Source organism: Kocuria sp. WRN011 (assembly GCF_002295155.1).
Lineage (GTDB): Bacteria > Actinomycetota > Actinomycetes > Actinomycetales > Micrococcaceae > Kocuria > Kocuria carniphila.
In genome coordinates, this window is the sequence record NZ_NSGI01000004.1 from 19,489 (window position 1) to 33,589 (window position 14,101).

Genomic DNA, 14,101 nt, shown 5'->3' on the forward strand with positions numbered 1-14,101 from the left:
TCGTCGCTGAATTGGACAGATCGCCATGCGGTGCTAAAGTTATCTCTCGTTGCGCAGGGGAAACCCGGCACGGAGCGGTTCCTCACGGATCCGATCATGTGCTAACTTTCTTCTTCGGTAACGCCAGCGCCTCTAGCTCAATTGGCAGAGCAATTGACTCTTAATCAATGGGTTCTGGGTTCGAGTCCCAGGGGGCGCACCCCGAATGATCCGGCCGCATTGCACTAGCAATGTGGCCGGATTTTTTTACTTTCCGAGCCTCCGGTGCACAGAAAAACTGCGCCACCCTGGGAAGGGTGGCGCAGTTGCTCAGAAATTTACTGTTTGGCCGTCACGGGATCGTCACTGCCCTGCCGCACCACACCGTCGTCGGAAACTTCCAGCTTCCACCGGGCGCCACCCAGAGTTGAAATGATCTCCGCCAAGGAACGACGGAGGTTCTCATCCACCAGGGTGCCTTCACCCAGCAGATCGTTTTCCAGTTTGGAGGCCGTGGCCAGCACCTGCTCCCCCTCGGGAGAAATGGACACGACGTGTGAACGGCGATCACGAACGTTCTTGGATCGGGTGATGTGCCCGTGGACTTCCAGTCGGTGCAGGGTCTTGCCCATGGTCTGCGCTTGAACGCGGACCTTGTGTGCGAGTTGCGCTTGGGTCATGCTGCCCTCAGCTTGCAGGACGTCCAGGGCCATCACGCCCGCGTGGGTAATACCGAGAGATGCCAGGCTCTCGTTCCACGCATGCTCCACTAGACGCGCTGCCGTGGAAAGCAGGCGATTCGTGGGCCACTGGTTTCTATAAGACATACGCTCTACTATACCCGCTTCGGATCAACCCATCAGACTATGGTCAGGGTACTGATAAGGCAAATTTATGACATAGATTTCTACGCTCAAGCGGATAACCTACGCATGAACCTGCCTTCGAACTCTTCAGTTGTAACACTGTCATGCTATCGCGCAGCCAGTCGAGATGCGAGACGACTGTCACTCATTGGAAAGGAATCCCCTCTATGACAAGCACGTTGATCGTCGGAGAACCCGCACCCGAATTCACCCTGCCCGACGCTAACGGTCGGGACGTGTCGCTGGCCGACTTCCGCGGCCAGCGGGTGATCGTCTACTTCTACCCGAAGGCCTCAACGCCCGGCTGCACCACGCAGGCCTGTGATTTCCGCGACAACCTGGCCGCGTTCACGTCCGAGGGTTTCGCGGTGCTGGGCATTTCCCCTGACGCGCCGGCAGCCCTCGAGCGATTCACGAACAAGCAAGAACTCACCTTCCCGTTGCTTTCCGACGAGGATCACAGAGTGGCCGAGGCCTACGGAGCCTGGGGCGAGAAGAAGAACTATGGGAAGACCTATGAAGGTCTTATCCGCTCCACCGTTGTGGTGGACGCCGCTGGAAACGTGGAGCTCGCCCAACACAACGTGCGCGCCAAGGGCCACGTGGCCAAGCTGCGCCGCGACCTCAAGCTGGACTGAGCGGCGTCGTTGCTGCTGCACTGCGGGCCCCTGCCCGCGGGGCGGCACAATGCGCGGTGGTTGTCCGGTTACCATGGTTGACGTTCGCCGGGCGACCCCCGCGCGAGCTGCGCGAGTGGTGGAACTGGTAGACACGCAGGATTTAGGTTCCTGTGCCTCACGGCGTGCGGGTTCGATTCCCGTCTTGCGCACCATCCCGGATAGCTCCGGTTCAGCTGTCGTTCGGTGAAAGGATCAGCTCCGTTGAGCACCTCGGATTTCCAGATCGGTCGTCGCGGCTTCTTGGCCGTGGCCGGGCTGGGAGTGGTGCTCACAGGCTGCGGCTCGTCCGATCCGCGATCGGGTTCCTCCCCTGCCGCGCCCGATGCGTCATTCGTGTTCGCCCAGGCTGCAGCACCGGCGACTCTGGATCCGTCCATCAGCAATTCCGTGGAGACGTCGCGCATTGCCGCACAGATCCTCGAGGGGCTGGTCAAGGCCGATCCCTCAACCGGAGAACCACAGCCCGGTCTCGCCGAATCCTGGGAGACCAACGACGACGATCGTTCCGTCACCTTCACGCTCCGACGAGGCATCACGTTCCACGACGGCGCCGCACTCGACGCGCACGCGGTGCGCGCCAATTTCGACAAGTGGCGCGCACAGGCCGAGTCGGAAGAACCCTGGGCACCCCGCACATCCTTTGCCACCGTCTTCCGCCACGGGAACTCGGAGCCTTCCATATCGTCCAGCTACGAGGGCTGCGAGGTCATCGACGATCGCACCGTTAAAGTTGTTCTGCGGCACGCCTACTATCCCTTGTTGCACGCGCTGACCCAGCCGTCGTTCGGCATTGCCTCGCCGGAGGCCATCACCTCCGGTACCTCACACGTCCATCCCGTGGGGACCGGACCGTTCCGCTTCATCGCCGCCGAGGCGCGGTCCGTCCAACTCAGCGTCAATCCGGACTACTGGGGAGAACTTGGTCATCTGGGCACCGTGGAGTTCCGCAGCATCCCTGACCCAAAGGTGCGTTACGCGGCCCTCGTCTCGGGCCAGGTGGACGCCTACGACCAGGTTGGCCTCGACGCTTTCGCTCCCCTGGCGCGCAGTGGCACGCAGGTGCTCTTCCGGGACCCCTACTCGGTGTCCTACGTGGGCATCAATCAGCGTGTGCCAATTCTCCGGGACATCAAGGTGCGCCGTGCGATCGCGGCCTCGATCGACCGCGGTGCCATTGCCCGCGAGCTCTTTCCCAACGGCACCAATGTGGCCGATCAGTTCATCCCCGCGCGCTTCAATGTGGACGGCGAGGATCTCAAGGTCCCCGGCTTCAACCCCCAGCGTGCCCGGGAGTTGCTGGCCGATTCCACTTACGACGGCGCCCCGCTCACCTTTTACTATCCGCGCAACACGTCGCGGCTGTACCTCCAGCAACCGGAGCAGGTCTTCGCGATGATCTCCTCCCAACTGACACGGGCGGGATTCAATCTGGACCCGGTGGCCGTGAACTGGGACGACGACTACGTGCAGAAGGTCACGGATCCACAGTCACCTCACGCCCTCAGTCTGCTGGGCTGGAGCGGTGGTTTCCGCGACCCGGACAATTTCTTGGGGCCCCTGCTCGGATCCCCCAATGCAGAACTCGGCGTCCGGGACCCGGGCTTGTTCACCGCGGTCAATCGAGCTGCCGCCATGTCCGGAGATGCCGCTCGAGCCAATACATACCGCGCCCTGAACAACCGCGTTTCCGAGTTGTTGCCGGCTGTCCCACTGGCCCACCCGGTCTCCGCCGTGGCGGTCAACAACCGGGTCGAAACGTTCCCCTTGACGTCCACCGGTCACGAATTGTTCAACGACCTGACCCTGCGTAACAGCTGACGGACCGGCAGTTCGTAAGGAACCTTATTCGGTGATCCTCCCGGGCTGGGGATAGTCTTGGATGCGAACCTCACGCGGCGCACCGAGGCGCCCGCAACGCATTCCGGGAGACACATTGACTTCAGCTCAGCCCACCGAATCCACCGACGTTCTTCTGGTTGGCGCCGGCATCATGAGTGCCACATTGGCGACCATCCTCAAGGATCTGCAGCCCGATTGGGACATGACCATCCTGGAGCGTCTGGACCGCGCCGGGCTGGAAAGCTCCAACGCATGGAACAACGCCGGTACCGGCCACGCGGCACTGTGTGAGCTCAATTACGCACCCCAGGCCGCAGACGGCTCGGTGAGCGCCCAGAAGGCACTCAATATCAACGAGCAGTACCACGTGACCCGCCAGCTGTGGTCCACGCTCGTGGAGAACGGTGTACTCAAGGGCGCTTCCAGCTTCATCAACCCGGTCCCGCACATTTCCATGGTGTTCGGCGAGGACCACGCCGACTACCTGCGGGCTCGCTACGACTCCTTCAAGCAGAACAAGCTGTTCGAACGAATGGAGTTCTCCGAGGACCGTGACCAGATCGCCGATTGGGCTCCGCTGACCATGCACGGTCGCGGTGCCGGGCGTGTGGCCGCCACCTTCGCCCCGGAAGGCACCGACGTGGACTTCGGTGCGCTGACCAATCAGCTGATCGACCACGTGGCCAGTAAGGGCGCCACGGTGCGCTACGGCCAACAGGTCACCACCCTGAACCGTCAGTCGGACGGCTCGTGGTTGGTCAAGGTCGAGGACCGACTCAACAGCGACAACAATCGCATCATCCACGCCAAGTTCGTGTTCCTGGGTGCCGGTGGTGGCGCCCTGCACCTGTTGCAGAAGTCCGGCATCAAGGAAGCCAAGGGTTTCGGCGGTTTCCCCGTCTCGGGTCTGTTCCTGCGCAACACCGATCCCGCCGTGACGTCCCAGCACAACGCCAAAGTCTACGGACAGGCTTCCGTGGGCGCACCGCCCATGTCCGTGCCGCACTTGGACACCCGCTACGTCAACGGCCAGAAAGCCGTGATGTTCGGTCCCTACGGCGGGTTCAAGCCGAATTTCTTGAAGCACGGTTCCTTCCTGGACTTGCCCATGTCCGTGCGCGCCCACAACCTGTACCCCATGACCCGTGCGGGCCTGGCCAACCTCGACCTGGTCAAATACCTCGTGAGCGAGTTGACCAAGACCCGCTCCCAGCGCATGGACGCCCTGCACGAGTACTACCCCACCGCCGAGGCCGGCCAGTGGGACCTGATCGAGGCCGGTCAGCGTGTTCAGGTCATGAAGAAGGATCCGCAGAAGGGCGGCGTGCTGCAGTTCGGTACCGAGCTGGTGACCAGCGCGGACGGTTCCATCGGTGCCCTCCTGGGCGCGTCCCCGGGCGCGTCCACCGCCGTGCCCATCATGTTGAACCTGCTGTCGCGCTGCTTCCCCTCCAAGGTGTCCGAGTGGGAACCCCGCCTGAAGGAACTCATTCCCGCGTACGGTGTGAAGCTCAATGACAATCCGCAGCTCGCTGACGAGATCGTGGGCCACACGTCCAAAGTGTTGGGTATCCGCTGACTAGTTGATTCACCCAGCAGCCCGGGTGGGGGCTGTGAATTCACGGGAGCATTTGTACACTTCGTACAAATGCTCCCGTGTCATTTCCACGTGCCGTTCGAGATCCAGGATGTGCACTCTTACGTGGACAGGGTTACCACCGGGTGTCACAAATGTGGACATCTGCGACACAGGAGCATCGTCTACGGTTTCGTAGCATTGGTAGAACGTCCATAGGGGGTGGACGTTTAAAGGGGGAATTATGCCATCTAGAGGGAGCATCGAAGCGTGGGAGGCCTTGAGCCGTTGCCACGTATCCGTGACCCGGGTGCTGCAACGCAACGTGAATTTGCACGGCTTGTCGCGCCGAGAGTTCGAAGTTCTGGCAACTTTGTACACCGCAGATCGGAGCGGCCTACGGCTGCGCGATCTCAACAGCCATGTGCTGCTCACCCAGTCGAGCCTGTCCAGGATGCTGGAGCGGCTCGAATCCAAAGGCCTGGTCAGCCGACGACAGGACGCTCAAGATCTGAGGGGTGTGCGCGTCACACTCACTAACGAGGGTTCCGATTTGTACGAAGTCATTTCTGTAGGCCATGACCAAATGGTTGCCGAACTCATCAGCACCGCGCTCGATCCTGAAGAGATCCGTGTGCTGACCCGATTGAACGAACGTGTCCACCAGTACTCGATGTCCCTGTCCCAATAGGAACGGTGAGTTCGGTATCACGCGGTCCTAGGGCAGTCGCGAGCCGCGCGGCGCACGATCCAGCACGTCCGGTTCAGTAGACTGTCGAAGAACTGTCATCAGCACCAGCGACATATTTCTTCGAGAGGACTGCTCGATGAGCGACCATAACCTTGAATCCACGCAGCGCCGCGATCACGCGGCCCCGGATCCGGACCATGACGCCAAGCCTGACTCCCCCACTGATCTGAAGGGGCAGTCCTGGGGATACGTGTTCAAACGTGCCATCTCGGAATTCAGCAAAGACGGTTGTACGGACCTGGCCGCGTCCCTGACATACTTCGCGGTGCTGTCGATCTTCCCGGCGCTATTGGCCCTGGTCTCGCTGCTGGGCGTGTTCGGTCAGGGCGAGGCCACTACCACGGCCATCCTGGACTTCCTGGAGCAGTACGCGCCCGCGGAACTGGTCAGCCTGTTATCCGGGCCCATTTCGCAGTTGACCACCCAGTCCGGTGCCGGATTGGCCCTGGTCGTCGGTGTTGCTGGTGCCCTGTGGACCGCTTCCGGTTACACCGGTGCGTTCGGTCGCGCCATGAACCGCATCTACGAGGTGAGCGAAGGCCGTCCCTTCTTGAAGCTCAAGCCCGTCCTTTTGCTGGTGACCTTGGCCGTGGTGCTCATTGTTGCGCTGGTCATGTTCATGGTGTTGCTCTCCGGTGACATAGCTCAGACCGCGGGTGACCTGGTGGGCCTGGGCTCCACCGCCGTGACGGTGTGGAACTGGGCCAAGCTCCCGGTCATCCTGTTCCTGCTCGTGCTGATGATCGCGCTGCTTTACTACGCGACCCCCAACGTCAAGCAGCCCAAGTTCCGGTGGATGAGCCCGGGTGCCGTGATCGCGCTGGTAGTCATGATCCTGGCCGGCGTTGGTTTCGCCTTCTACGTGTCCAACTTCGCGAGCTACAACGCGACGTACGGCATCATCGGTTCCGTGATCATCCTGCTGCTGGGCCTGTGGATCATGAACAATGTGCTCCTGTTAGGTGCGGAGGTCGATGCGGAGGTCGAGCGCGGCCGCCAGCTCCAGGGTGGACTGCGGGCCGAGGGCACCATCCAGTTGCCCCCGCGTGACGTCCGCCAGACCGAGAAGCTCGAGGCCAAGGAAGAGAAGCTGGAAGCCGAGGGTCGCAAGTTGCGTCTGCAGCACGACCATATCGACTATTCGTCGGACTCTGAAGGTTCTTCCAACGACTCGAAGGATTCCAAGAGCTCGGACAAATAACGGTGAGCATGTCCGAAGATCGGATCGAAGCCGGTTCGCACGTCCCTCAATTGGGCGATGAACCGGCTTCGGCCGTTAACCCGACTACGGCTGACACGCCAACGGCCACCGTCCTGCGGGAGCTGACTACCACACCCGGACCGAGCGTGCTGCTCATCCATGGTTTGGCCTCGTCCTCCGCCGCCAATTGGGTGGCCACACGGTGGGTCAGGTCATTGGGCACGGCCGGGTTCCACGTGTGGGCCGTGGATCTGCCCGCGCACGGCATGGTCAGACCCGTTCCCTCAATCACGAGGGAGACGTTGTGCGCGGAGATCATCGGACATGCGCGGCGGATCTCCAGCGACCCGGTGGTTGCGGTGGGCTATTCCTTGGGTGCCCAGCTGCTGTACCAGTGCGCAGCCTCGGCTCCGTCCCGGTTTTCGCGTTTGGTCCTGGGCGGATTCAGCATGGTAGATCGGTTGACCGCCGTACTCGAGACACCAGACTTCCTGGTCGACCCCGCTCAGCGTCACCTCGCCAGGTGCCTCGTTTCCGATCCCTTCCACGCCGACGCCGCTGTACCCCACCAGCCTGCGCTCCTCTTCTCGGGCGCCGACGACGCCTGGTCCACTCCCGGTGACCACGCCGTGTTCCTGGCGGCGCGGCGGCGTCGTCGGACCGGGGAAAGCGAACCACCCACCGAGGTGCATGTGGAACCGAAACGCGACCACGTGAACGTGGTGACCTCCAAACGGGTGCGCGACACCGCAGTGCGGTTCCTCCCGGGGCGAACTCCCGGTGCCTCCCACGGTGCCTGACATAAGCTGGATGTGATGCCCGGAACACGCCAACAGGAAGGCACACAGATGCACAAGGTTAAAGGTGTAGTGGTCAAGGCCAAGAACGAACCGGCCACCGTGGAAACGATTCTGGTACCGGATCCGGGGCCCGGAGAGGCGCTCGTGGACGTGCTGACGTGCGGCGTGTGCCAAACGGATCTGCACTACAAGGTGGGCGGCGTGAGCGACGACTTCCCCTTCCTGCTCGGCCACGAGGCCGCGGGCGTGGTCAGCGCCGTGGGCGAGGGTGTGACCGAGGTCGAGGTAGGCGATCATGTGATCCTCAACTGGCGCGCGGTATGCGGCGAATGCCGGGCGTGCCGGAAGGGTGAACCGTGGTACTGCTTCAACACCCACAACGCGACCCAGAAGATGACCTTGGAAGACGGCACGGAGCTGGAGCCGGCCCTGGGTATCGGCGCGTTCGCTGAGAAAACCCTGGTGGCCGCCGGGCAGTGCACCCGCGTGGAAACACCCCTCGAGGACGACCAGTTCGCGGCTGTGGGCCTGCTGGGTTGCGGCGTGACCGCGGGTATCGGTGCCGCCATCAATACAGGTGCCGTCAAACGCGGTGAGTCCGTGGCCGTGATCGGTTGCGGCGGCGTGGGAACCGCCGCGATCGCCGGTGCCGCCTTGGCCGGGGCGACGACCATCATCGCTGTCGATCTCGACGACGAGAAGCTCGCCACCGCCAAGCGACTGGGTGCGACCCACACCGTGAACTCCAAGAACAACGACCCGGTGAAGGCCATCCAGGAACTCACCGACGGTAACGGTGCTGACCTGGTCATCGACGCCGTGGGCATCGAGCCCACGTTCAAGCAGGCGTTCCAGGCACGTGACCTGGCCGGACGCGTGGTTCTGGTGGGCGTGCCCGATCCCGGAACGACCATTGAACTGCCCCTGGACGAGATCTTCTCCCGCGGCGGCTCCATCAAATCGGCGTGGTATGGGGATACCCTGCCATCGCGTGACTTCCCCATGCTCGTGGACCAGTACAAGCTGGGCCGCCTGGACCTTGACGCGTTCGTGACCGAACGAATCGAGCTGGACCAGGTGGACGAAGCATTCGAGACCATGAAGGCCGGTAAGGTCCTGCGATCTGTAGTGGAGATGCCCCGATGAGCGAACAGCCGACCACTATCCTCAGTGACGACGAAACCGGTCTGCGGATCGACAACTGCGTCACCTCCGGAACGTTCAGCCTGGACGGTGGCACGTGGGAGGTCGACAACAACGTGTGGATCATCGGCAACGGTGTGGAATGCGCCGTCATCGATCCCGCGCACAATCCACAAGCCGTGGTCGACGCCGTGGCCGGCCGCACGATCACCCACGCGCTGCTGACCCACGGACACGATGACCACATTGCCGCGGTCCGTGAATTCGTGGACTTGGCCGACACGGACGCCGACATCTACATGCACCCGGAGGACCTGGTGCTGTGGCGCAAGGTGTTCTCCGACGGCCCCGAACCCGAGCCACTGGAGGACAACCAGAAGATCGTGGCCGGAACCGCCGCGTTGACCGTGCTCCACACTCCCGGCCACTCCCCCGGTTCCGTGGTGTTCTACGGCCCCGAGGTGGGCGGCCATGGAGTTCTGTTCAGCGGGGACACGCTGTTCCAGGGTGGCCCCGGCGCCACGGGTCGTTCCTACTCGGACTTCCCCACCATCATCGAGTCCATCCAGGAACGCATCCTGTCCCTGCCGGAGGAAACCCGGGTTCTCACCGGTCACGGGGATTCCACCACGGTGGGCGACGAGAAGCCGCACGTGAGCGAATGGATTGCCCGCGGGCACTGAGCCCGCTCATTCGGTGCCAGGTAGCGAACAGCGCTGCAGCCGATCGTCGGCTGCAGCGCTGTTTTCTCTGCCATCGCGGCCGTCGGTCTCAGGTGTGCGGGCTGGACAGCGGTGACCTACGCCAGATGTAGATGAACACAAGGGATCCGGCCAAGGGAATCAATGCCACCGAGACGGGCACGAGCGCGGCCGAAATGTAGTCGTAGCGGACGCCGAAGTACGCGCTGAGCACCAGGCCCAGGGCCATACCGGCTGAGGTCGCCGCAGTCATCCTCGAGACGAGCCCGATGTACATGTCCTCGGGTGCGGCATACGCCGCGAGTCCATAGAGACACAGCAGACTGGGACCGATGCACAATCCGATCAAGGCCAGCACCACTGCGAATCCGAAGGCCCCGGACGGCGTGGACAACATCATGGAAGCCAAGAGGGCGGCCGTGGAATAGAGGATCCAGAGATTCCACGGACGGACCCTGGTACGCCAGGACACGGTCACCACAGCTGCGATAGCGGATGTCAGACCCAAGAAGGCGTAGAGGGCACCCATTGACGGCACGATGTCCACCGACACGGCAAACACCACCAGACACCCTTGGATTGCCCCGAGTAACGCGCCGAGCCCACCGCAACCGACCACCAACATGGAGCGCAATCGTTGAGCGGACCAGCGTCGGGCCTGTTGCAGCCGCTCCGAACTATCCCGGAGCGAGACCGTGAGAACCGGCTGTTTGAGCCTCGCGGAGGGGTGCAGCATGAAGATGGTGATCATGACCACCGAGAGCACAGCGGAAACACGCAATACCGTTTGGGGACCGGCCGTGGTCGCGATCAATCCGGTGATAGCGGCACCGGTGACCACCGACATGGCCTCGCTCACGGACTCCGCTCGCATGGCAGTGGGCAACAAATCCGCGCGTTGGCGATGTTCCAGGAGGGAGTTCCAGCGGATTCGACACACCAGGCCCTGCGGGGCCAACGACAAACCCGCGAAGAAGAACGGCAGGAACATTCCCAGACTGTCGATCCCCGTGGGCACGGATTCAATGGGCGCCAACGGCAGCAGCCACATGACCATGCCCTGCAGCAGTGCCAGCACCACCATGCCCCATTGCCGCCAGGGAACGTTGACAAAGAAGGTCATGAGAACGCCGCACAGTGCACTCCCCAGGCACACTGCTGCGGAACTCAGGGCAGCCGCCCAGGGCGAAGCCGTCTGGGTTGCCACCCACGTAATCACGCCGAGCGGGGCCAGCACTTGCGGCAGGCGCAGCGCCAACGTGATCCAGGTCAGGCCGCGCCCACCCAGCCCGTTGAGCACCTGGACATCTCTGATCAGCTCAGGTGCCGATTTGGAGGTGATGGGCGAGGGCGCAGGCACTGAGGAACTCACGGCATCAGCCTACGCGTTCGTTTCCAGACCGGTCATGACGCGCAGGTGTGACCCCTTGGGAGTCTTGGTCACGACCAGTTGAGTACCGATGCGTTGTTTCATCTCCGCCACATGGGACACCAGACCGATGACGCGCCCATTCTGTCTGAGGCCGTCAATGGTCTCCAGAACTTGTTCCAGGGTGTCCTCGTCCAAGGAACCGAAGCCTTCGTCCACGAACAAGGTGTCCATGTCCTGACCGCCGGCCGCAGCTCGCACCACGTCTGCGAGCGCGAGGGCCAGGGCCAAAGAGGTGAAGAACGATTCCCCGCCGGACAGCGTTTCCGTTCCGCGTTTGATGCCGGTCCAGGAATCATCCACTTCCAGGCCGAGCCCTGCCTTCCCGCCGCCCTTTGCCTGATCCGTGTGGATCAAGCTGAAACGACCCGAGGACATGTGCTGCAGGTGTTCGGAGGCAACGGCGGCCACGTGTTCCAATTTCGCGGCCAGCACGAACGAGGTGAGTGTCATGCGAAGACTGTTGTCGGTGGAGAGCCCGTTGGCCACCGCGGAGAGGCCTGCGAGCCGTTCGGCCTGTTCCTGCACACGGGCCAGGGCTTCGCTGCGTTGCCCGCCAGTACGCGACAGGTCCACCGCGGAACGCTTCAACGCGGCAACCGTTCCCGACACCGCCGTGATGTGATCTCGCTGTGCGGCCAGTTCCTCGCCGGTCCGTTTCGCGTGCATCACCGTTTCGGACGTGGTTTCCGCTCGTTCCTCCGGGGTCAACAGGGACGTTGCGGTCATGACCTCCGTGGCGAGCTCTGCGGTGATCTTTCCCCATTGCTCGCGATACTCGTTGAGCCAGGTCTCGATCTGCTCGGCCCGCGTGTGATCCACAAGTGCCGAGTTGACCTCCTGGGAATTGGCGAAGGGTGAGTCCTCGAGTTCCGATGCCAGTGTGTGCCGCGCGTAGTCGAGCTCCTGGTCTGCGCGGTCGACGCGCCGTTGGGCCTTGTCCACCTCCGACACTGCGGCCACTAGATCCCGAGCCGCACCCATACGCTGCTTCACCGATTCGAAGCCGAACAGTTCGCGCTCCAAGTGCTCGCTGGCCCGGTCGAGTTGGATGCTCAACGATTCCCGGCGTGTTTCATCGCGTTCGGCCTGCAGTTCGATTTCCCGCAAGGTGTCCCGGGATTCCTGGATCTTCCGATCCAGTTCGGCCAGTTCCTGCTCGGTCTTGCTGAGAGTTTCGAGGTGCGTGTCGAGCTGGCGAACCGCCGCGGCGTACTTCTCGGCCGTCTCTCGCGCGGAATCAATGTCCTCCTGCGCACCCGCTCCGAGTGCCTGCGCCGCGCGGTGCTGAGCTTCTTGCCAGCTGGCATGTGCCTGATCTGCTGCGGACTGCGCCTGGTCTCGAGTGGATCGCGCCGCGGTGAGCATGTGTTCCGTGACATCTTGGCCCTGTTCCTGATCCGCCGGTTCGGGGTGCACCCTGGAGCCACACACGGGACACGGTGCATCGTTATGCAGGGCGGCAGCGAGGGTTGCCGCCGCGGAGGCGAAGCGCTGGGTTTCGAGGTCCTCCACGCGGCGGGCCGCCGCGCGGCGGTTGTCCTCGGCCGTCCGGTAGCGCTCCCCCTGGGCATCACGTTGCCGAGCCAGGCCCTGGAATTCTTCCGACGCTTTCAGCGTCTGCTGAGCTCGAGAGTGACGGTCCCTGATCATTCCCGCGTCCTGCGTGGCCAACCGCAGTTCCGTCGCGGTCTGCTCGACCGCAACACGTTGTTCGACGGCGCCGTCCAAGCGGTCTTCGACGCTTCGTCGCCGCGCGCTTCGCTGCGTCACCTGGTGCTCGACCTCGCGGAGAGCGCGTTGCGCCGAGCCGACAGATGCGTCGACGTCCAACGCCTGCTCAGCCGTTTGGCGAGCGCTGACAGCCGCGTCACGCACGGCAGCCAGATCCTGACCGTGGTCGATCCATTCATCCAGCGCCATGGTCGCGGTCCCGAGGACTCTCCGGAACCGTTCGAGATCGGATGAGGTCTCCGAGAACACTTCTCGCGAGGTCCCGAACGAGTTCTTGGCCTCCTCCGACGCCGCTCGGGCAGTCTCGACGGACGTCACGAAACCCCTGAGTTTCTGCGCCGCCCGGTGCCGCGTCAGCGCAGCCTCTCGAGTGGTGACCGTGTCCTTTTCTGAGCGGAGCTGCTCGAGGGCTGCCGTCAGTCGATCGTGGCGCTCGATGTTCTGAAGCCGCTGAGCCAGTTCCCGAGCCCTGTCCGAGGCTCGGACCTGCCGGACCGAAATCGCTTCGCGGGCGGAGTCCAATTCCCGCGCGGCCGTGGAAAGGCGCTCACACAGGTCCGTGACCGTGACCGGCTGGTGTTCCGCCGGTGCATCGTCCAGCTCCCGTTCTGAGACGGTCGTGGAGTCCTCGGCCGATTCAGCACCAGCACCGTGGGAAGGGGACCTGGGAATTGTCACCGTTCCCGATGGCAAGCCCCCGATAACTTCTCCGAACTGCGCATCCATTTGCGTGACGCGTTCGAGGTCCCGTTGCTGCTCGACCCGGAGAGCATCGAGCTCCGCCTGACTGTTCGCGGCCCGGTCCTTGAGTTCCTGCTGAATGCGCGGATAAATATCGGTTCCGAACAGGGTCTCGAGTAACTTCTCCCGTTCCTTGGACCCGGCCCGCAAGAACTGCGCAAACCGGCCCTGCGGCAGCATCATCACCTGGGTGAATTGTTCCCGGTTCAACCCGATCACGTGTTCGATGGTCTGCCCCACCTCGTCCGGGCGATGACCACGTTCCAGCCACTGGCCGTCCACCCATTCACGCAACAGCACCTTGGCGTGCAGCTCCGTCCAGCCCGACGCCGCCCGGCTTGACGGTTTGCTCCAGGCGGGCGAACGGCTGATGCACCAGCGCCGACCACCCGATGAGAACTCCAGTTCGACCAATGGGGCCGTGTCCGGTTCCGCGTGATCGCTGTGGACCGGTTTCCGCCCACCCATGGCCACGGTGGTGGGAGCAGATGAGTACAGCGCGAAACAAATCGCGTCCAGCACACTGGTCTTTCCGGCACCCGTCTCGCCATTGAGCAGGAACACCCCGGCCTCGTTGAGCTGATCGAACTCCACCACTTCGTGACCGGCAAACGGGCCGAACGCGGTGATCTCCAAACGATGCAATTTCATATTAGTTTCC

Annotated in this window: 11 protein-coding genes and 2 tRNA genes; 10 read left to right on the forward strand and 3 right to left on the reverse strand. The window is 63.0% G+C overall.

Annotated elements, in window-relative coordinates:
• Nucleotides 1-126 precede the first annotated feature (126 nt).
• Nucleotides 127-199 (forward strand) — tRNA-Lys (locus tag CKW39_RS06355).
• A gap of 118 nt (nt 200-317) precedes the next feature.
• Here the strand turns inward: CKW39_RS06355 and CKW39_RS06360 are convergent.
• On the reverse strand, nt 318-806 hold the full coding sequence (locus tag CKW39_RS06360) for a MarR family winged helix-turn-helix transcriptional regulator (RefSeq protein WP_095797318.1): 489 nt from the start codon (nt 804-806) through the stop codon (nt 318-320).
• A gap of 206 nt (nt 807-1,012) precedes the next feature.
• On the opposite strand from CKW39_RS06360, the gene bcp reads away from it, so the two are divergent.
• From bcp to CKW39_RS06405, 9 genes are all read left to right on the forward strand, one after another.
• Entirely contained in the window at nt 1,013-1,483 is a 471-nt protein-coding gene (bcp, locus tag CKW39_RS06365) for a thioredoxin-dependent thiol peroxidase (RefSeq protein WP_095797319.1), read from the forward strand.
• 109 nt (nt 1,484-1,592) lie between these two features.
• Nucleotides 1,593-1,677: transfer RNA gene (locus CKW39_RS06370), tRNA-Leu, on the forward strand.
• 49 nt (nt 1,678-1,726) lie between these two features.
• The gene (locus CKW39_RS06375) at nt 1,727-3,343 is read left to right on the forward strand and encodes an ABC transporter substrate-binding protein (protein ID WP_254049311.1); all 1,617 of its coding nucleotides are present in this window, start codon (nt 1,727-1,729) and stop codon (nt 3,341-3,343) included.
• A 115-nt stretch (nt 3,344-3,458) separates the two neighbouring features.
• Nucleotides 3,459-4,943: a malate:quinone oxidoreductase gene (locus CKW39_RS06380; protein WP_095797320.1), complete on the forward strand. Its 1,485-nt coding sequence runs from the start codon at nt 3,459-3,461 to the stop codon at nt 4,941-4,943.
• Nucleotides 4,944-5,184: 241 nt separating this feature from the next.
• Complete coding sequence (locus tag CKW39_RS06385) at nt 5,185-5,631, forward strand: MarR family winged helix-turn-helix transcriptional regulator (protein ID WP_254049312.1); 447 nt, start codon at nt 5,185-5,187, stop codon at nt 5,629-5,631.
• Nucleotides 5,632-5,767: 136 nt separating this feature from the next.
• A complete protein-coding gene (locus CKW39_RS06390) occupies nt 5,768-6,892 on the forward strand; it encodes a YihY/virulence factor BrkB family protein (RefSeq protein ID WP_095797322.1) in 1,125 nt (374 codons plus the stop codon).
• Between the two features lie 8 nt (nt 6,893-6,900).
• The gene (locus tag CKW39_RS06395; RefSeq protein ID WP_129701924.1) at nt 6,901-7,692 is read left to right on the forward strand and encodes an alpha/beta fold hydrolase; all 792 of its coding nucleotides are present in this window, start codon (nt 6,901-6,903) and stop codon (nt 7,690-7,692) included.
• A gap of 48 nt (nt 7,693-7,740) precedes the next feature.
• Nucleotides 7,741-8,838, forward strand: coding sequence for an S-(hydroxymethyl)mycothiol dehydrogenase (locus CKW39_RS06400; protein ID WP_095797324.1), 1,098 nt, complete (start codon nt 7,741-7,743; stop codon nt 8,836-8,838).
• Nucleotides 8,835-9,518, forward strand: a complete 684-nt coding sequence (locus tag CKW39_RS06405) for an MBL fold metallo-hydrolase (protein WP_173674290.1) — start codon at nt 8,835-8,837, stop codon at nt 9,516-9,518. The genes CKW39_RS06400 and CKW39_RS06405 overlap by 4 nt, the downstream gene beginning before the upstream one ends.
• Nucleotides 9,519-9,606: 88 nt before the next feature.
• Here CKW39_RS06405 and CKW39_RS06410 read toward each other — a convergent pair whose 3' ends face one another.
• Together CKW39_RS06410 and CKW39_RS06415 are read right to left on the reverse strand one after the other, a co-directional pair.
• The gene (locus tag CKW39_RS06410) at nt 9,607-10,908 is read right to left on the reverse strand and encodes an MFS transporter (protein ID WP_143469946.1); all 1,302 of its coding nucleotides are present in this window, start codon (nt 10,906-10,908) and stop codon (nt 9,607-9,609) included.
• A 9-nt stretch (nt 10,909-10,917) separates the two neighbouring features.
• The gene (locus tag CKW39_RS06415) at nt 10,918-14,091 is read right to left on the reverse strand and encodes an AAA family ATPase (RefSeq protein WP_095797326.1); all 3,174 of its coding nucleotides are present in this window, start codon (nt 14,089-14,091) and stop codon (nt 10,918-10,920) included.
• Nucleotides 14,092-14,101 lie beyond the last annotated feature (10 nt).

Excerpts from the sequence above, each read along its gene's own strand:
- CKW39_RS06360 (WP_095797318.1), bottom strand. The coding sequence starts at position 806 with ATGTCTTATAGAAACCAGTGGCCCACGAATCGCCTGCTTTCCACGGCA.
- bcp (WP_095797319.1), top strand. The coding sequence starts at position 1,013 with ATGACAAGCACGTTGATCGTCGGAGAACCCGCACCCGAATTCACCCTG.
- CKW39_RS06385 (WP_254049312.1), top strand. The coding sequence starts at position 5,185 with ATGCCATCTAGAGGGAGCATCGAAGCGTGGGAGGCCTTGAGCCGTTGC.
- CKW39_RS06390 (WP_095797322.1), top strand. The coding sequence starts at position 5,768 with ATGAGCGACCATAACCTTGAATCCACGCAGCGCCGCGATCACGCGGCC.
- CKW39_RS06395 (WP_129701924.1), top strand. The coding sequence starts at position 6,901 with ATGTCCGAAGATCGGATCGAAGCCGGTTCGCACGTCCCTCAATTGGGC.
- CKW39_RS06400 (WP_095797324.1), top strand. The coding sequence starts at position 7,741 with ATGCACAAGGTTAAAGGTGTAGTGGTCAAGGCCAAGAACGAACCGGCC.
- CKW39_RS06405 (WP_173674290.1), top strand. The coding sequence starts at position 8,835 with ATGAGCGAACAGCCGACCACTATCCTCAGTGACGACGAAACCGGTCTG.
- CKW39_RS06415 (WP_095797326.1), bottom strand. The coding sequence starts at position 14,091 with ATGAAATTGCATCGTTTGGAGATCACCGCGTTCGGCCCGTTTGCCGGT.